General features: G+C 74.3%; 16 protein-coding genes. 8 read left to right on the top strand and 8 right to left on the bottom strand.

Annotated features, from left to right (window positions below; translation table 11 throughout):
- Positions 1 to 1,730 (top strand): LuxR C-terminal-related transcriptional regulator (locus ACYVQV_RS11555; protein WP_461023431.1); only part of this gene is annotated, 1,730 nt, incomplete at its 5' end.
- Positions 1,731 to 1,755: 25 nt separating this feature from the next.
- Here ACYVQV_RS11555 and ACYVQV_RS11550 read toward each other — a convergent pair.
- Both ACYVQV_RS11550 and ACYVQV_RS11545 read right to left on the bottom strand, forming a co-directional pair.
- Entirely contained in the window at positions 1,756 to 2,466 is a 711-nt protein-coding gene (locus ACYVQV_RS11550) for a spermidine synthase (protein ID WP_461023430.1), read from the bottom strand.
- Between the two features lie 7 nt (positions 2,467 to 2,473).
- Positions 2,474 to 3,079, bottom strand: coding sequence for a carbonic anhydrase (locus ACYVQV_RS11545; RefSeq protein ID WP_461023444.1), 606 nt, complete (start codon positions 3,077 to 3,079; stop codon positions 2,474 to 2,476).
- A 113-nt stretch (positions 3,080 to 3,192) separates the two neighbouring features.
- Here ACYVQV_RS11545 and ACYVQV_RS11540 point away from each other — a divergent pair, with 113 nt between their 5' ends.
- On the top strand, positions 3,193 to 3,885 hold the full coding sequence (locus tag ACYVQV_RS11540; protein ID WP_461023429.1) for an EcsC family protein: 693 nt from the start codon (positions 3,193 to 3,195) through the stop codon (positions 3,883 to 3,885).
- Between the two features lie 15 nt (positions 3,886 to 3,900).
- Here the strand turns inward: ACYVQV_RS11540 and ACYVQV_RS11535 are convergent, their stop codons facing one another.
- Entirely contained in the window at positions 3,901 to 5,601 is a 1,701-nt protein-coding gene (locus ACYVQV_RS11535; protein WP_461023428.1) for a fumarate hydratase, read from the bottom strand.
- 249 nt (positions 5,602 to 5,850) lie between these two features.
- Between ACYVQV_RS11535 and ACYVQV_RS11530 the strand changes: the two genes are divergently transcribed.
- The 5 genes from ACYVQV_RS11530 to ACYVQV_RS11510 all read left to right on the top strand — a co-directional run bounded on the left by ACYVQV_RS11530 (position 5,851) and on the right by ACYVQV_RS11510 (position 11,435).
- Entirely contained in the window at positions 5,851 to 6,951 is a 1,101-nt protein-coding gene (locus tag ACYVQV_RS11530; protein WP_461023427.1) for a LacI family DNA-binding transcriptional regulator, read from the top strand.
- A 70-nt stretch (positions 6,952 to 7,021) separates the two neighbouring features.
- Positions 7,022 to 8,323, top strand: coding sequence for an extracellular solute-binding protein (locus ACYVQV_RS11525; RefSeq protein WP_461023426.1), 1,302 nt, complete (start codon positions 7,022 to 7,024; stop codon positions 8,321 to 8,323).
- Complete coding sequence (locus ACYVQV_RS11520; RefSeq protein ID WP_461023425.1) at positions 8,320 to 9,282, top strand: carbohydrate ABC transporter permease; 963 nt, start codon at positions 8,320 to 8,322, stop codon at positions 9,280 to 9,282. The genes ACYVQV_RS11525 and ACYVQV_RS11520 overlap by 4 nt, the downstream gene beginning before the upstream one ends.
- Positions 9,282 to 10,130 carry a carbohydrate ABC transporter permease gene (locus tag ACYVQV_RS11515; RefSeq protein WP_461023424.1) on the top strand — a complete coding sequence of 283 codons (849 nt, stop codon included), beginning with the start codon at positions 9,282 to 9,284 and terminating at the stop codon, positions 10,128 to 10,130. The genes ACYVQV_RS11520 and ACYVQV_RS11515 overlap by 1 nt, the downstream gene beginning before the upstream one ends.
- 27 nt (positions 10,131 to 10,157) lie before the next feature.
- A complete protein-coding gene (locus ACYVQV_RS11510) occupies positions 10,158 to 11,435 on the top strand; it encodes an ABC transporter ATP-binding protein (RefSeq protein WP_461023423.1) in 1,278 nt (425 codons plus the stop codon).
- Between the two features lie 159 nt (positions 11,436 to 11,594).
- Here the strand turns inward: ACYVQV_RS11510 and ACYVQV_RS11505 are convergent, their stop codons facing one another.
- From ACYVQV_RS11505 to xseA, 5 genes are all read right to left on the bottom strand, one after another.
- Positions 11,595 to 12,479: an endonuclease domain-containing protein gene (locus ACYVQV_RS11505; RefSeq protein ID WP_461023422.1), complete on the bottom strand. Its 885-nt coding sequence runs from the start codon at positions 12,477 to 12,479 to the stop codon at positions 11,595 to 11,597.
- Between the two features lie 324 nt (positions 12,480 to 12,803).
- Positions 12,804 to 13,718 (bottom strand): carbohydrate kinase family protein, encoded by a 915-nt coding sequence (locus ACYVQV_RS11500; protein WP_461023421.1) that lies wholly within the window; start codon positions 13,716 to 13,718, stop codon positions 12,804 to 12,806.
- Between the two features lies 1 nt (position 13,719).
- The gene (glpX, locus tag ACYVQV_RS11495; RefSeq protein WP_461023420.1) at positions 13,720 to 14,772 is read right to left on the bottom strand and encodes a class II fructose-bisphosphatase; all 1,053 of its coding nucleotides are present in this window, start codon (positions 14,770 to 14,772) and stop codon (positions 13,720 to 13,722) included.
- 165 nt (positions 14,773 to 14,937) lie between these two features.
- A complete protein-coding gene (locus tag ACYVQV_RS11490; protein WP_461023443.1) occupies positions 14,938 to 15,204 on the bottom strand; it encodes an exodeoxyribonuclease VII small subunit in 267 nt (88 codons plus the stop codon).
- A gap of 70 nt (positions 15,205 to 15,274) precedes the next feature.
- Positions 15,275 to 16,552, bottom strand: a complete 1,278-nt coding sequence (gene xseA / locus ACYVQV_RS11485; protein ID WP_461023419.1) for an exodeoxyribonuclease VII large subunit — start codon at positions 16,550 to 16,552, stop codon at positions 15,275 to 15,277.
- A gap of 22 nt (positions 16,553 to 16,574) precedes the next feature.
- Between xseA and ACYVQV_RS11480 the strand changes: the two genes are divergently transcribed.
- Positions 16,575 to 17,618, top strand: a complete 1,044-nt coding sequence (locus tag ACYVQV_RS11480; protein WP_461023418.1) for a 4-hydroxy-3-methylbut-2-enyl diphosphate reductase — start codon at positions 16,575 to 16,577, stop codon at positions 17,616 to 17,618.
- Positions 17,619 to 17,652 lie beyond the last annotated feature (34 nt).

Raw genomic sequence — 17,652 nt, 5'->3', positions numbered from 1 at the left:
GGCCGCTGCTCGTCGCCCGCGCGCTGGAGCTGCTCGCCGCCGAGCCGCGCGCCGTGGACGCGGTCGACGCGGCGGCGCTGGCCCGCGTCGTGCGCATCCGGCCCGACCTCGGCAGTCCCCAGGGCGCCGAGGCGGCGGGTCCCAGCCGCAGCGTCACGCCCGCGTGCGTGCTGGAGGTCGCCGCCCACGCGGGATGGCGCGCGGGCGAACCGCTGCTCGCCCGGACGCTCCTGAGCCGCGCGGAGCAGCTGCGGGGACCGTCCACCGGCCCGACCGCCCACGCCCTGGCCCTCACCGGGCGGATGGAGCTGCTCGGCGGCGCCGTCGGCTCGGCGCGGGGCACCCTGCTCGACGCCGCCCGGGGGCTGGCCGCCCACGACCCCCACCTGGCCGTCGACACGCTCGTGCTCGCGGCCGACGCCGTCTGCCAGGACGCCGCGCCCCGCGACCACGCCGACGCGCTGGCCCAGGCACGCGCGCTCGTCGCCCGGGGCGTGCCGGGGGCGGACCTGGTGGTGGCCTACCTCACCGGCCTCGCCGCCGCGCTCGGGCTCGACCACGCGACGGCCCGGGACCGGCTCGGCCTCGTCGTCCGCCGCGCGGAGGACGCCAACGGCCCGTTGCGCGACCCGCTCGCGCTGGTGCGGGCGGGGATGGCGGCCATCGTGGTCGGCGACGACCTGGCCGCGCGCCGGATCGCCCGCCGCGCCGTGACGGCCGCACGCGACCGGCAGGACGCCGCGACCGTCCCGCACGCACTGCAGCTCGCGGCCTACGCCGACCTGGCGCTGGGACGGCACACCGAGGCCTCCACCGCCGCCGTGGAGAGCGCGCACCTGGCCCGCGCGACCGGCCAGGACGGCGTCGCCGCCGGCAGCCTCGCCCTGGCGGCGCTGCTGGCCGCCCTCAGCGGCGACACCGACACCTGCCACGACCGGCTGCGGCGGCTGAGGGCACCCAGCGACGCCGAGCCCACACCCGTCGTCCGGGGACTGGTCGCCTGGGCCCTGGCCGCCCTCGACCTGCACGCCGGCCGTGCGCCGTCCGCGGTGGGCCGGCTGGCGCCGCTCGTCACCGGCGGCACCGACCCGCGCCGCTCGGCGCTGCAGGTGCCCGCGGCACTGCACCTCGTCGAGGCCGTGGGACGCGCCGGCGGCGTCCCCGGCGCGGTGCGGGCGCAGGCCGTGGTCGCCCTCGACGTCGTGGAGGGCTGGGCGGCTCTGGCGCCCAGCCCCACGTGGCGGGCGCTGTGCCGCCGGGGACGGGCGCACCTGAGCGGCGACGCGACCGAGGCGCACGCCCACTACGAGGCGGCCGTCGACGCCCACCGGGCCGGCGACTCCGACTTCGCCTGGGCCCGCACCGAGCTGCTGTTCGGTGAGGACCTGCGCCGTCACCGCCGCCCCGCGGAAGCGCGCGAGCACCTGCGCTGCGCCGAGGAGCTGTTCGACCACCTCGGGGAGGAGGCGTGGTGCCGGCGCACCCGCAGCGAGCTGCGTGCGGCGGGGGAGCGGGACGCCGGGGGGCCCCACGTGACCGTCGACCTGACCCCGCGCCAGGAGCAGATCGCCGTGCTGGTGGCCCAGGGCGCGACGAACAAGGAGGTGGCCGACCGGATGTTCCTGAGCACCCGGACCGTCGAGCACCACCTGCGAGGCATCTTCACCCGCCTCGGCGTGCGCTCGCGGACCGAGCTGGCGGGCCTGCTCGCCGGGACGAGCCCGCAGTGAGGCGGCCGCACCGGGCGGCCGGGGGTCAGCGGCGCACGGCCGCGTACAGGACGTAGTCCAGCGAGCGGCCCTGCCGCTCGACGGTCAGGTCCACGCGGTCGCACCCGCCCAGCACCCGGGCGAGCCGGTGCTCCAGCGCGGGGTCGGGGTCCGCGGACCAGACGGCCAGCACGCCGCCCGGCCGCAGCGCCGCCCGGGCGGCGCCGAGCCCCTGGTCGGCGTACAGCCCCTCGTTGGCGGGGTGGGTGAGGAACGCCGGCCCGTTGTCGACGTCCAGCAGCACGGCGTCCAGCAGCGGGCCCTGCCAGCGGCGCAGGACGTCGGCGACGTCCCCGACGACCACCTCGACGCGGTCGTCGTCGAGCAGCCCGGTCGCCTGCGGCACCAGCCCGTCGCGCACCCACCGCACGAGCGCCGGCTCGATCTCGACGACGTGCACCCGCCGGACGCGGGGGTCGGCCAGCGCCGCGGCGGCGGTGAAGCCCAGCCCGAGGCCGCCGACGAGGACGCTCAGGGGGCTGCCCGCCAGCCGGGCCAGGACCTCGTCGGCGAGCCGGCGCTCCGTGCTCGCGTCACCCGTGTCCATCAGGAAGACGCCGTTGGACACCAGCTCGACGACGGCGGAGACGTCCAGCGGGTGACCGTCGGTCGCGGACCGTCGGCGCAGGACGAGCTCACCGAGGACCCCCTGCGCCCGGGCCAGCACCTGCGACCCCGGGCCGATCACGCCGCTCACCGCTGGATCAGACGCCGGCGGGCTGCTCACCGCCGACGTCGCCGTCGAGGTGCACCAGCCGCACCTGACCGTCGACGAGGCGGTACACCAGGCCGACGACGGCGCACCGGCCCTCGGCCACCTCCCGCGCCAGCACCTGGGACCGCTCGGTCAGCAGCCGCGCGGTGTGCTGCACGTGGGCCACCAGGACCTCGTCCGGGGTGGGCGCGTCGTCGTGCCGGCGACGGGCCACCAGGACGCTGGGGGTGACCCGCTCGACCACGTCGCGCAGGAACCCCCCGGGCACCTCACCGCTGGCCACCGCCTCCAGCGTCGCCGACACGGCGCCGCAGCTGTCGTGGCCGAGGACGACGACCAGCGGGATGCCGAGCACCGACGACCCGAACTCCAGCGACCCCAGCACACCGGTGTCCACGACGTGCCCCGCGGTGCGCACCACGAACAGGTCACCGAGCCCCTGGTCGAAGACGATCTCGGCGGCCACCCGGGAGTCCGAGCAGCCGAACACCGTCGCGAACGGGTGCTGGCCCTGCGCCACCTCGGCGCGGTGGGCGGCGTCCTGGTCGGGGTGGTCCGGTTCGCTGCGCACGAACCGGGCGTTGCCCGCGGTCATGGCGGCCCAGGCCTCGGCGGGGGTGGTGGGGCGGGTGCTCTGCTCTGCCGTCACGCCGCCGATGATGGCAGGAGCCGGCGCCGCCGGCAGCGCCGCGTGGTGTGATGTGGCGCATGGACGAGCTCGTGCCGCTGGACGACGACGTCCTGGACCGCACGCTGGGCCGCCTGGTGCAGTACGCCGTCGAGGGCGTCGGCCCGCTCAAGGGTGCCGCCGACCTCGTCGACCCGCTGCGCCGCAGGGGCCTGTCCACCAGTCGCCTACTCGACCGGCTCGTCCGCACCCAGTGCACCCAGGCCACCGTGCAGGGGGCCGTGGCCGGGGTCGGCGGGGTGGTCACCGCGACGGTGGGCCTGGTCCCCGCGACCGCCGCCGCGCTGTTCGTCCAGGCCCGGCTGGCCGCCGCCGTCGCCCACGCCCACGGTCACGACCTGGACGACCCGCGGGTCAGGGCCCGCGTCGCCGGTCTGCTCGTCGGCTCGTCGGCGTCCACCACGTCCAAGCGCGTCGGCATGCAGGTGGGGGAGCGGGCGCTGCGCGGCGTCGCGCCGCGGCTGCAGGCCCGGGCGGCGTCCCGCACGGCCGCCCGCGTCGCCGCCGGTCGCGCCGTCAGCCCCCTGACCCGTCGCGTCGCTGCGGGCGGCGCCGCCCGTGCCGTGCCGTTCGTCGGGGCCGTCGTCGGCGGAGCGGTCGACCTGGCGGTCACCCGACGGGTCGCGGAGAAGGCACGCCGCGAGTTCGGCGACCCGGCGACTCCGGACCAGGCGTCGGTGCCGCCGGCTCCCGGGCCGACGTCGTCGGCCTGACGTCCGCCTCCCGGGTCAGGCGCCCGGACGGCGCCCGATGCTCATCGCGACGGGCTTGGCGGTCTCCGCGAAGAAGTCGTTGCCCTTGTCGTCGACCACGACGAACGCGGGGAAGTCCTCCACCTCGATCCGCCAGACGGCCTCCATCCCCAGCTCGGGGTACTCCAGCACCTCCACCGAGCGGATGCAGTCCTGGGCCAGCCGCGCGGCCGGACCGCCGATCGACCCGAGGTAGAAGCCGCCGTGCCGCTCGCACGCCTGGGTCACCTGCGACGACCGGTTGCCCTTGGCCAGCATCACCAGCGACCCGCCCGCCGCCTGGAACTGGTCGACGTAGGAGTCCATCCGTCCCGCCGTCGTGGGACCGAACGACCCGGACGCGTAGCCCTCCGGGGTCTTGGCGGGCCCGGCGTAGTAGACGGCGTGGTCGCGCAGGTACTGCGGCATCGGCTCACCGGCGTCCAGCCGCTCCTTGATCCTGGCGTGCGCGATGTCGCGTGCCACCACGAGCGGGCCGGTCAGGGACAGCCGGGTGCGCACGGGCAGCCGGGACAGCTCGGCGCGGATCTCCGCCATCGGCCGGTTCAGGTCGACGCGCACCACGTCGGTGTCGTCGAGGTGCTCGTCCGTCGTGTCCGGCAGGTAGGACGCGGGGTCGGTCTCGAGCTGCTCGAGGAACACCCCCTCGGGGGTGACCTTGCCCAGGGCCTGGCGGTCCGCGGAGCAGGACACGGCGATCGCGACGGGGCAGGAGGCGCCGTGGCGGGGCAGGCGCACCACCCGCACGTCGTGGCAGAAGTACTTGCCGCCGAACTGGGCGCCGATGCCGAACCGGCGCGTCAGCTCCAGCACCTGCAGCTCGAGGTCGAGGTCGCGGAACCCGTGCCCCGACGGCGACCCGGACGTCGGCAGGGCGTCGAGGTACTTCGCGCTGGCGTACTTCGCCGTCTTCAGCGCGAACTCCGCCGACGTGCCGCCGATGACGACGGCCAGGTGGTACGGCGGGCAGGCCGCGGTCCCCAGCGAGCGCAGCTTCTCGTCGAGGAACACCATCATCCGCTCGGGGTTCAGGACGGCCTTCGTCTCCTGGTACAGGAACGACTTGTTCGCCGAGCCGCCGCCCTTGGCCATGAACAGGAGCTTGTAGGCGTCCTCGTGGCCGTCCGAGGTGTCGCTGTACAGCTCGATCTGGGCGGGCAGGTTGGAGCCGGTGTTGCGCTCATCCCACGTCGTCAGCGGCGCCAGCTGGGAGTAGCGCAGGTTCAGCGAGGTGTAGGCGTCGTACACGCCGCGGGCCAGGGCCTCCTCGTCGCTGCGGTAGACCAGCCCGTCCGGGCCGGCGGCCGACCCGCGCAGCACGTGCCCGCCGCGCTTGCCCATGACGATGGCCGTCCCCGTGTCCTGGCACATCGGCAGCACCCCGCCCGCGGCGATGTTGGCGTTGCGCAGCAGGTCCAGGGCGACGAAGCGGTCGTTGGCGCTCGCCTCCGGGTCGTCGACGATCCGCCGCAGCTGGGCCAGGTGCGCGGGCCGCAGGTAGTGGGCGATGTCGTGCATCGCGGTGCTGGCGAGGAGCCGCAGGGCCTCGCCGTCGACCTCCAGGAAGCGTCGCCCGGCCGCCTCGACGACCCGCACCCCCTCCGTGGTCAGCAGCCGGTAGGACGTGTCGTCCGGGCCGGTGGGGAGCAGGTCGCTGTAGTCGAACGGCGCGGTCACACGGGTCTCCTGGGCGGCGGTGCGGCGGGGTGCGGGGTGGTGGTCGGGGTGGTGGCTGGCGTCGCCTCGCGAGGATATCCGCGGGCGTCGGCCGTCCGGTCGGCCGGTCACGAGCGCGTCACGGGCGCTTGCCGGGCGGGCCCCGGATGGTGCAGTGTCCGAGCAGGGTCCGTGCGCTGCGGACCTGCCGGACGGAGGTGCCACGTGACCGTCCCCGGACGTCGGACGCCGCGAGCGGTGACGGCGGCCGTGCGTCCGGTCGAGGGCGGGTCCGCGAGCATCGCCGACGTCGCCCGGACGGCGGGGGTGTCCATCGCCACCGTCTCCCGCGCCCTGCGCGGGCTGCCGGAGGTCGCCGAGACGACCCGCCAGCGCGTGATCGCCGCGGCGGTCGAGCTGGACTACGCCGTGTCCCCGCTGGCGGCCGGGCTGGCCAGCGGCAAGGTGCGCAGCATCGCCGTCGTCACCCCGCACGTGGGTCGCTGGTTCTTCGGCGAGGTGCTGCACGCCGTGTCCGCCGTCGTCGGCCAACGCGGGTACGACATCGTCATGTACGTCGTCGACAGCGTGCAGGCCCGCCGCTCGTTCTTCTCCGACCTGCCGCCGCGCGGCCGCGTCGGCGGCGTGATCACCATGGCGATGCCGATGTCCGAGCACGAGACGGACCGGCTGCGGTCCCTGCGCGTGCCCGTCATCGCCGTCGGGCACGACGCCGACCTGCCGCGGGTGCGGGTCGACGACCGCCTCGCCGCGCGCACCGCCGTCCAGCACCTCGTCGACCTCGGGCACGAGCGGATCGCCGTGGTCAACGGGGACGCGGGGGAGTCCTGGGACTTCGTCGTCCCACGGCACCGGCTCGAGGCGTACGAGCAGGTGCTGAGGGAGAACGGGCTGTGCGTCGACCCGCGGTGGCGGCCCAACGGCCACTTCACCGCCGACGGTGGCCAGGTCGCGATGCAGCAGATCCTGGACGCCGGCCCGCCGTACCCCACCGCCGTGTTCAGCCAGTCCGACGAGATGGCGTTCGGGGTGCTGCGGGCGCTGCGGCGCGCCGGGCTGCGCGTGCCGCACGACGTGTCGGTGGTCGGGGTCGACGACCACGAGCTGGCGCGCCTGTGGGACCTGACGACGGTCGCGCAGCCGGTCGCCGAGCACGGCCGGGTCGCGGCCCAGCGCCTGCTGGACGCCATCGACGCCGGCGGCCCGGCGCCGGACGAGGCCGAGGAGACCCTGCTGCCCGTGCGGCTCGTCGTCCGCAGCACGACGGCCCCGCCGGCGCGGCTGCGGGGGCCGTCGGAGCACGCGGACGAGCCCGCCGCTCGGGATGCGGGAGGGGCACCGAAGGGGTAGGACCGACACACCACGGTGATCACCGACGCCCGCGGCGCCGCGACACCGACTCTGCCGAACAGGAGGCGACATGGGTGCCAGGCACGGTCGACTCAGGCTGGGGGTGGGGGTCGTCGCGGCCCTGTCCCTGGGCGTCCTGACCGCCTGCGGCGGCGACGAGGGCGGGCCACCGACACTGAACTGGTACGTCAACCCGGACTCCGGCGGCCAGGAGCGGATCGCCCAGGAGTGCACCGAGGAGTCCGGCGGCGCCTACCGCATCTCGTTGCAGCGCCTGCCGCGGGACGCGCCCGGCCAGCGCGAGCAGCTCGTCCGGCGCCTCGCGGGCAACGACACCTCCGTCGACCTGATGAGCCTGGACCCGCCGTTCATCCCCGAGTTCGCGGCGGCGGGCTACCTGGCCGACGTCCCCGACGACGTCGAGGACGAGGTGACCGAGGACGTCGTCCAAGGGGCGCTCGAGGGCGCCACCTGGGACGACGAGCTGGTGACGCTGCCGTTCTGGGCCAACACCCAGCTGCTCTGGTACCGCCAGTCCGTCGCCGAGCAGGCGGGCCTGGACATGTCGCAGCCGGTGACCTGGGACCAGCTGGTCGAGGCCGCCGACCAGACCGGCACCACGCTGGCGGTGCAGGGCACGCGCGCCGAGTCCATGACGGTGTGGGTGAACGCCCTCATCGAGTCGGCGGGCGGGCAGATCCTGGAGAACCCCGACGCGGAGGCCACCGAGTACGAGCTCGGGATCGACAGCGAGGCGGGCGAGCAGGCGGCCCAGGTCATCTCCTCGATCGCCGAGGCGGACGTCGGCGGTCCGCAGCTCGCGACCGCCAACGAGGACATCAACGCGACGATGTTCGAGTCCGAGGACGCGGGCTTCATGGTCAACTGGCCGTTCGTCTACCAGCGGGCCGCCGGCTACGTCGAGGCGGGGAACCTGGCGCCGGAGGAGTTCGAGGACTACGGCTGGGCGATCTACCCGCGGGTGGAGCAGGGGACCGAGTCCGCGCCGCCGTACGGCGGCATCAACATCGGCGTCAGCTCGCTCAGCGAGAACGTCGACCTGGCGTTCGAGGCCGGCCGGTGCATCGTCGCCGAGGAGAAGCAGAAGGAGTACTTCCTCTCCGACGGCAACCCGCCGGCGAAGGCCACGGTCTTCTCCGACCCGCAGGTGCTCGAGCAGTACCCGATGGCCGAGACGATCCGTCAGTCCCTCGAGCAGGCCGCGCCGCGGCCGCAGACCCCGTACTACAACGAGATCTCCGTCGGCATCCAGCGGACCTGGCAGCCACCGTCGAGCGTCGACCCGCAGACCACGCCCGAACGGTCCGAGGAGCTGATCACCGCGGTCCTGAGAGGGGATGCGTTGCTGTGAGCACCCTGTCCAAGCAGCCGCCGCACGAGCAGGCCGAGAGCACCCGGGCCCGGCGCACGACGCGCAAGGTCACGACGTCCGACCGGGCCAAGGGGGAGCGCAAGCTCGCCTGGATGCTCGCCGGGCCGGCCTTCTTCGTCATGGTCGCCGTCACCGCCTACCCGATCCTGCAGGCCACCTACGACTCGCTGTTCGCCTACCGGCTCACCGACCCCGAGTCCCGCCGGTTCGTCGGCCTCAACAACTACGTCGTCATCCTCACCGACCCCGTGTGGTGGGACGCGTTCGGCGTCACCGTGCTCATCACGGTGGTGACGGTGCTCGTCGAGCTCGTCCTCGGCTTCGCCCTCGCCCTGGTGATGATGAAGGCGCTCAAGGTGGTCCGCCCGATCCTGCGGACGGCCATCCTCATCCCCTACGCCATCATCACCGTGGTCTCGGCGTTCGCCTGGTTCTTCGCCTTCGACATCACCTCCGGGTTCGTCAACCCCACCTTCGGGCTGGAGGGGACCGACTGGTTCGCCGACTTCGGCACCGCCGTCTCGGTGATCATGATGTCGGAGATCTGGAAGACCACGCCGTTCATCTCGCTGCTCATCCTGTCCGGTCTCGCCCAGGTCCCCGAGGACCTCCAGGAGGCCGCGAAGGTCGACGGGGCCACCTGGTGGCAGCGGATGTGGAAGGTCACCATCCCGAACATGAAGGCGGCCATCATGGTCGCCCTGCTGTTCCGGACCCTCGACGCCTTCCGCATCTTCGACAACGTCTTCATCATGACCGGCGGCTCGGCCGGCACCGAGACGCTGTCGTTCGGCGCCTACCGGCAGACCATCTCCCGGCTCGAGATCGGCCTGGGCTCGGCGTACTCGGTCCTGCTGTTCCTGTCCGTGGTGCTCATCTGCGTCGGCTTCATCAAGATCTTCAAGGTCGACCTGGCCCAGGCGAGGGGTGAGAAGTAGTGGACAGCCAGAACTACTCGACCAAGGAGAAGGTCCTCTGGTACGTCGCGGGCCTGCTCATCGTCCTGTACGCCCTCATCCCCGTCGCCTGGATCATCTCGCTGAGCTTCAAGCGGGGGGCGGACCTCACGTCCCAGACGTTCCTGCCGCCGGACCCGACGACCGACAACTACGCCCTCATCCTCACCGGTGACGCCTCCGACCTGTTCCTGCCGGCGCTGCGCAACTCCATCGGCATCTCGCTGATCGCCACGCTGGTGTCGGTGGTGCTCGCGATGTTCGCCGCGTACGCGATCGCCCGGCTCGACTTCCCCGGCAAGAAGGTCATCCTCACGACCGCGCTCGCGGTGGCCATCTTCCCGGTGATCTCGATCGTCACCCCTCTGTTCAACGTCTGGCGCACCATCGGGCTCTACGACACCTGGCCCGGCCTGATCATCCCCTACCTGTCCCTGACCCTGCCGATCTCGATCTGGACGCTGTCGGCGTTCTTCCGCGAGATCCCGTGGGAGATGGAGCAGGCCGCCCAGGTGGACGGCGCGACGTCCTGGCAGGCGTTCCGCAAGGTGATCGTCCCGCTCGCGGCACCGGGTGTCTTCACCACCGCGATCATCGCGTTCTTCATCGCCTGGAACGACTTCGTCTACGGCATCTCGCTGACGTCCACGGAGGCGTCCCGCCCGGTGCCCGCGGCGCTCGCGCTGTTCACCGGCGCCTCGCAGTTCGAGGAGCCCACCGGGGCGATCTCCGCGGCCGCGGTCATCGTCACCATCCCCGTCGTCGTCCTCGTCCTCATCTTCCAGCGGCGCATCGTCGCCGGCCTCACCAACGGCGCCGTCAAGGGCTGACCGGCTGCTCGAGAAGGAGATACCCCCATGGCAGCGATCGAGCTGAAGCACATCGACAAGGTCTACGGCGACGGCTTCCACGCGGTGAAGGACGTCAACCTGGACATCGCCGACGGCGAGTTCATGATCCTCGTCGGGCCGTCCGGCTGCGGTAAGTCGACGCTGCTGCGGATGGTCGTCGGGCTCGAGGACATCTCCGACGGCGACCTGCTCATCAACGGCAACCGGGTCAACGACAAGGCGCCCCGTCACCGCAACCTGTCGATGGTCTTCCAGAACTACGCCCTGTACCCGCACCTCACGGTCTTCGAGAACATCGCGTTCCCGTTGCGGCTGGCCAAGGCCGACGACTCCGAGGTCAGGCAGAAGGTGGAGCGGGCGGCCGACCTGCTCGAGCTGCGCGACCACCTCGACCGCAAGCCCGCGAACCTGTCCGGCGGCCAGCGCCAGCGCGTCGCGATGGGCCGGGCGATCGTGCGCGACGCCGACGCGTTCCTGTTCGACGAGCCGCTGTCCAACCTCGACGCCAAGCTCCGCGGGCAGATGCGCACCGAGATCGCCCGCATGCAGCGGCGGCTGGGCACCACGACCATCTACGTCACGCACGACCAGACCGAGGCGATGACGCTGGGCGACCGGGTCGCCGTCCTCAAGAAGGGCGTGCTGCAGCAGTGCGCGTCGCCGCGTGAGCTGTACGAGCAGCCGGTCAACCTGTTCGTCGCCGGGTTCATCGGCTCGCCGCCGATGAACTTCATGCCGGGCCGGGTGGACGGCGGCACCCTGCACCTGCCGTTCGTCGACGTCCAGCTGCCCGACGCGGTGGCGCAGCGGGTGCAGGGCAAGGACCTCGTCATCGCCGGGGTGCGACCCGAGCACTTCGAGGACGCCGACGTGATGGACAGCGACAAGGTGGAGCGGGGTGTCACGTTCGAGGCCGACGTCGACGTCACCGAGTGGCTCGGCGACTCCCTGTACGCCTACATCCCGTTCGAGGCCGACGAGGCGGTGCACGCCAAGCTGGAGGAGCTCGACCGCGAGCTCGACGGCGAGGGCATGCGCACCCAGCTGGTCGTGTCCCTCGACGCGATGAGCCGCGTCCGTGACGGCGACCGCGCGCGCCTGTGGTTCGACCCGCGGCGGATGCAGTTGTTCGACCCCGAGTCCGGGGACAGCCTCACCCGCGACGAGGAGGAGGCGATCCGCATCCAGGAGGAGAACGAGCGGCTGCGCAAGGAGTCGCTGGAGCGGGCGAAGGAGGCCGACCGGCGGCAGGCCGAGCGCAACGAGCGCCGCCAGGCCAGCTGACCGTCCGCCCGCTCACTCCCGCGGCCACTCACCCACCCATCCACCCGAGCCACCCATCCACCCGAGCCACCCACCCACCCGACCCACGCACCCCACGAGGCGGACGAACACGCCGCCGGCGCTTCGCTGGCCACGGCGTGTCCGTCCGCCTCGCGCGCGTCAGGCGGTGCCGTCGCCGCCCAGGAGGTGCCGCAGCTGAGCCAGCAGCGCCGCGGGCCGGGCGAGCACCTGCGCGTCCACCTGGAGCACCGTCCAGCCCTGTGCTCGCAGGCGGTTGTGCCGCGCCAGGTCCGCGCTGTGCTGCCTCGCTTCCCGGTGGTGGGCGCCGTCGTACTCGACAGCCACCCGCTGGCCCGGCCAGGCCAGGTCCAAGCGCGCGACGAAGGCGCCGGCTGGGGTCCGCACCTCGTACTGGCTGACCGGCCGGGGCAGCCCGGCGTCCAGCACGAGGAGCCTGAGCAGCGACTCGCGCGGTGACTCGCTGCCCGGATCGAGCTGGGGGACGAGCGCGTGCGCCCGCCTCGTCCCTCGCCCGCCGGCGCAGGCCGCAAGCACCGGGACCAGTTCCTCCACCGCCGTCCGCGTCGCCCGGAGCAGGGCGTCGGCGACCGGGACGGCGCGCACGGGCGGCAGGTCGCGCAGCAGGTCCACGACCGTGCGGGCGGGGGTCGTGCACCACCCGGCCGGTCCCTCGAGCACGTGCTGCGGCGGCAGCTGCTGCGCCCTGACCCTCAGCCCCGCCCGCGAGCGCGCCGCACCGCGCGGCAGCAGGTTGACGACGACGAGGTCGTCCGTGCGCGCCACGCACGTGCCCAACTCCCACGCCGCCGCCAGGCCGCAGGTCACGACGCGCTCAGGCAGGACGGCCCTGAAGGCTTGGAGCCGACGTCCGAAGTCGACGGTCCCGTCGGCCGTCCACCACGCACCACGGGCCAGGTGCTGGTAGGCGCTGGTGCGCAGCCGCCTGCGCGGGATCCACTCGTCCGCGGCGGCGACGGCGAAGGGTGCTGCGCGCAGTGGTGGTGGGACGGTCGGTCGGGTCACGCACGCAGTGGACGCCGGGCGGGAGACGCCCCGGCGCCGTCGCACCGGCGGCTGTGGACGGCGCGCCGAACCCTGCCCTCGTGTGGAGGGGACGCCGCGCACGGCCGGCCCGCTCGCCCCCGCTCGCCGCGCCAGCTCGCCCCGCCCGCCTCGACCCGCTCGCCCGCCCCACTCGACCACTCACCCACCCCGCGGGTCCGACGGACACGCCGCGGCGTCCGACCCGCCGGCGGCGCGTCTGTCCGACTCGCGGGGCCGGGGGTGAGGTCAGGAGTGACGTCGGGGTGAGGGAGCGTCGGGGCGGGGGAGGGTCGGGGCGGGGAGTCAGGCCAGGTCGGCCCGGGTGGGCGGGTCGGCGCCCGGGCGGGAGACCGTGACCGCGGCGACCCGGGCGGCGTGCGCGACCACGTCGCGCAGCACGTCGAGACCGATGTCGCGCAGCGCCTCCCGCCGCTCGGCGCCGAGCAGGTCGGCCTGCCACAGGCCGTCGAGCAGACCGGCCATGGCGGTGTCGCCCGCCCCGACGGTGTCGACGACGTCCACTCGCGGGGCGGCGACGTCCACCTCCCCGGCGGCGCAGACCGCGGTCGCGCCGTCTCCGCCGCGGGTCAGCACCACGACAGCCGGTCCGAGGGTCAGCCACCGGCGTACGAGGTCCGTCGGGTCGTCCGCCGGCGACAGCCACCGCGCGTCCTCGTCGCTGATCTTCACGACGTCGGACGACGCCACGAGCGCCTCGACCGCAGGCCGCACCTGGGCCGCCGACCCCATCAGGGCCGGGCGCAGGTTCGGGTCGTACGTGGTCGTCGACCGCGTGTGCGCCCCCCGCAGGACGCGGGCCACCGTGGCTGCCCCCGGCTGCAGCACCGCGGCGATCGACCCCGTGTGCACCGCGAGCGGCGCGGGCGGCAGGTCGGTGTCGGGGAGGTCCCAGTGCAGGTCGAACTCGTACCGGGCGCCGCCGTCCTCGCCGACCGTCGCGACGGCGGTGCTGGTGGGTTCGGCGGTCACCGACCCGGGCACGATCCGGACGCCCGACGCCTCGAGGTGCTCCACCACGGACCGCCCCCGGGCGTCGTCCCCGACGTGCGTGAGCAGGTACGTGGGGCGCTCGAGCCTGGCCAGCGCCAGGGCGACGTTCGCGGGGCTGCCCCCCGGGTGCTCGCTGACGGAGCCGTCCGGGCGGTGGACGACGTCCACGAGGGCCTCGCCGACGACGAGCACCCCGGCGGCCTCCACGTCAGCCCGCCCGGGTGAAGTCGACAGCCGAGTACGCCTGCAGCTTCGACAGCTGGTGCTCGCTGTCGATCAGCCGGATCGTGCCCGACTTCGAGCGCATCACCAGGCTCTGGGTACGCACCCCGCCGCGCCGATAGCGGACGCCGGTGAGCAGCTCGCCGTCGGTGATGCCGGTCGCGACGAAGTAGCAGTTGTCGGTGCTCACCAGGTCGTCCGTGGCCAGCACGGCGTCCAGGTCGAGGCCGGCGTCCTGCGCCCGCTCGCGCTCGGCGTCGTCCGTCGGCCACAGCCGGCCCTGGATGACGCCACCCAGGCACTTGAGCGCGCAGGCGGCGATGATCCCCTCCGGGGTGCCACCGACGCCGAGCATGAGGTCGACGCCCGTGCCCTCGCGGGCCGCCATGATCGCGCCCGCGACGTCGCCGTCCGTGATGAGCTTGATCCGCGCGCCGGTCTCCCGGATGTCGCGGACCAGGTCGTCGTGCCGGGGCCGGTCCAGGACGACGACCGTGACGTCCTCGGCCGAGCAGCCCTTGGCCTTGGCGATCCGCCGGACGTTCTCCTTCACCGGCAGCCGGATGTCCACGGCGTCCGCGGCCTCGGGTCCGGTGGCGAGCTTGTCCATGTAGAACACGGCGCTCGGGTCGTACATGGACCCGCGCTCGGCGACGGCCAGGACGCTGACGGCGTTGGGCATGCCCAGGGCGGTCAGCCGCGTCCCGTCGATGGGGTCGACGGCGACGTCGCACGCCGCTCCCGTGCCGTCACCGACGCGCTCGCCGTTGAAGAGCATCGGCGCCTCGTCCTTCTCGCCCTCGCCGATGACGACCACGCCGTCCATCTCGACGGTGCCGATGAGGGCCCGCATGGCGTTCACGGCCGCGGCGTCGGCGCCGTTCTTGTCCCCTCGGCCGACCCAGCGCCCGGCGGCCATCGCGGCCGCCTCGGTGACGCGCACGAGCTCGAGGCCGAGGTTGCGGTCCGGGGCCTCCTGGGCCACGGCCAGCTCCTGCGGGACCGTGGTCGTGGTCGCGGCGTCCTGGGGCAGCGTCATGCGGGGCGACTCCTTCGTCGTCGGGAGCGCCTCCCGGCGGCGGCCGTGGTGGCGCTGGGTACCTGCGCGGTGCCGCTCCGATGCTATCGGCGTGGCACCCGCCTGCACCGTCGGCCGGGCGCCGCGCGGCGGGCCACCCGGTGCGCGCCAAGGTGCGTGGGAGGATCAGTCACCCTCGGCGGCGACCGCGGCGTCGAGCCGGGCCCTGGCGCCGTCGAGCCAGCGGCGGCACCGGCGGGCGAGGGCCTCCCCGCGCTCCCAGAGCTCCAGGGTCTCCTCCAGGGCGACGCCACCGGTCTCCAGCCGCTGCACCACCTGCACGAGCTCGTCCCGCGCCTGCTCGTAGGTCAGGCCCTCGAGGTCGTCGCCGGCTCGCTCGTCGGCTGCCTCGTCCGAGGAGCTCCCGGGGGGCGCGGACGCCGGGTCGGTCACCTCGTCGGTCACCTCGTCGGTCGTGGTGTCGGCCTCCTGCGGCGACGGGCTGCGGCGGGGGCTCACGTGCTCACCCTAGGTCGTCGGGGTCCGCGGTCACCGACGTCACCTGCGCGGCGAGCCGGCCCCGGGCCAGCCGGACCCTGACCTCGTCCCCGGCGACGGCGCGCCCCGCGTCGCGCAGCACCTCGCCGTCCGCGGCCTGCACGACGGCGTAGCCGCGGTCGAGGGTCGACTGCGGCGACAGCGCCCGCACCGTGGCCTGCAGGTGGCGCACCTCGTCCTGGGCGCGGTCGAGGCGGACGGTGACCGCCCGGCGCGCACGAGCCAGCACGGCGTCGACGTGCTCGCGCTGGGCGTCGACGAGCACGGTGGGGCGCGCCAGCGCGGGGCGTGCGCACAGCGCCTCGAGCCGTGCGGTCTCGCCGTCCACGCGTGACCGCACGGTCCGCCGCAGCCGGTGCACGGTCGCGCCGAGACCGGCGAGCTCGTCGGCCACCGCGGGGACGACGCGGCGACCGGCGTCGGTCGGCGTGGACGCCCGGACGTCGGCGACGAGGTCGAGCAGGGGGGAGTCGACCTCGTGCCCGATGGCGCTGACGACGGGGGTCCGGCAGGCGCCGACGGCGCGCACGAGGGCCTCGTTGCTGAACGGCAGCAGGTCCTCCAGGGAGCCGCCGCCCCGGGCCACGACGATGACGTCCACCTCCGGGTCGGCGTCCAGGTCGGCAACGGCCCCCGCGACCGCCTCGACGGCGCCCACGCCCTGCACCGCCACCTCGCGGACCTCGAACCGCACTCCGGGCCACCGGTGCCGGGCGGTGACGACGACGTCGCGCTCGGCGGCGCTCGCGCGGCCGCAGACGAGCCCCACCGTGCGGGGAAGGAAGGGCAGCGGGCGCTTGCGCCCGGGGTCGAAGAGGCCCTCCGCCCCGAGGACCCGCTTGAGGTGCTCGATCCGGGCGAGCAGCTCGCCGACGCCCACCGGGCGGATGTCGACGGCGTTGAGCTGCAGCGTCCCCCGCCTCGTCCAGAACTCCGGCTTCGCCCGGACCACGACCCGCAGGCCGTCGCGGACGACGTCACCCAGCCCGGCGAGGACGCGCACGTGGCAGGTCACCGGCAGCGACATGTCGACGTCCGGGTCGCGCAGGGTGAGGAAGGCGGTGGTGGCCCCCGGACGCGTCCGCACCTCGACGAGCTGACCCTCGACCCACACCGGCGGCATCCGGGCGACGTAGTCGCTGATCTTGAGGGTGAGCACCCGGACCGGCCACGGGGTGTCCGCCGAGGTGTCGGCGGCGGTCTCCGGGAGGGTGCGCCGAGGCGCCGGCTGGGACGGGTCCACGGGTCGAACCTACGATGGGTGGGTGACAGCCCAGACGGACCGTCCCGCCCCCAGCACCCCGACCGCCTCCTCCGCCCCCGACGGCGCCCCCGTTGCGGCAGCCGCGGGGGACCGGCGCGTCCTGCTCGCAGCCCCCCGCGGCTACTGCGCCGGCGTCGACCGGGCGGTCGTCGCGGTCGAGAAGGCCCTGGAGCACTACGGCGCCCCCGTGTACGTGCGCAAGGAGATCGTGCACAACAAGCACGTCGTCACGACGCTGCAGGCGCGCGGCGCGGTCTTCGTCGACGAGACCGACCAGGTCCCGGAGGGGGCGCGGGTGATCTTCTCCGCGCACGGCGTCTCCCCGGCGGTGCACGCCCAGGCGGCCGTTCGGCAGCTGCAGACCATCGACGCGACGTGCCCGCTGGTGACGAAGGTGCACAAGGAGGCCGTCCGGTTCGCCTCCGACGACTACGACATCCTCCTGATCGGCCACGAGGGCCACGAGGAGGTCGAGGGCACCGCGGGGGAGGCCCCTGAGCACGTCCAGCTCGTCGACGGCCCCGACGCCGTGGACGGCGTCACGGTGCGTGACCCCGACAAGGTCGTGTGGCTGTCCCAGACGACGCTGAGCGTGGACGAGACGATGGAGACCGTGCGCCGGCTGCGCGAGCGGTTCCCCTCGCTGCAGGACCCGCCGAGCGACGACATCTGCTACGCCACGCAGAACCGCCAGGTCGCGGTGAAGAAGATCGCCCCGCAGGCGGACCTGGTCATCGTGGTCGGCTCGGCGAACTCCTCGAACTCGGTGCGGCTGGTCGAGGTGGCGCTCGAGCACGGTGCACGTGCCAGCCACCGGGTGGACCACGCCGGGGAGATCGACGAGACCTGGCTGGACGGCGTCACCACGGTCGGCGTGACCTCGGGGGCCTCGGTGCCGGAGATCCTCGTGCAGGACGTCCTGGCCTGGCTCGCCGAGCGCGGGTACGGCGAGGTGCAGGAGGTCCGGACGGCGGAGGAGGACCTGATGTTCTCCCTGCCGAAGGAGCTCCGTCGTGACCTGAAGGCCGCCGCCCCCCGCAGCTGACGGTTGCCGCCCCACGCCGCGGCGGGGCGCTCGC

It is taken from the genome of Thalassiella azotivora, from assembly GCF_054781695.1.
Note: the sequence above shows the minus strand (reverse complement) of the source record. Positions and strands in the feature narration are given on the sequence as shown.

Coding starts and splice junctions, on each gene's coding strand:
- ACYVQV_RS11510 (WP_461023423.1), top strand. CDS start 10,158: ATGGCAGCGATCGAGCTGAAGCACATCGACAAGGTCTACGGCGACGGC.
- glpX (WP_461023420.1), bottom strand. CDS start 14,772: ATGACGCTGCCCCAGGACGCCGCGACCACGACCACGGTCCCGCAGGAG.
- ACYVQV_RS11540 (WP_461023429.1), top strand. CDS start 3,193: ATGGACGAGCTCGTGCCGCTGGACGACGACGTCCTGGACCGCACGCTG.
- ACYVQV_RS11545 (WP_461023444.1), bottom strand. CDS start 3,079: ATGACCGCGGGCAACGCCCGGTTCGTGCGCAGCGAACCGGACCACCCC.
- ACYVQV_RS11525 (WP_461023426.1), top strand. CDS start 7,022: ATGGGTGCCAGGCACGGTCGACTCAGGCTGGGGGTGGGGGTCGTCGCG.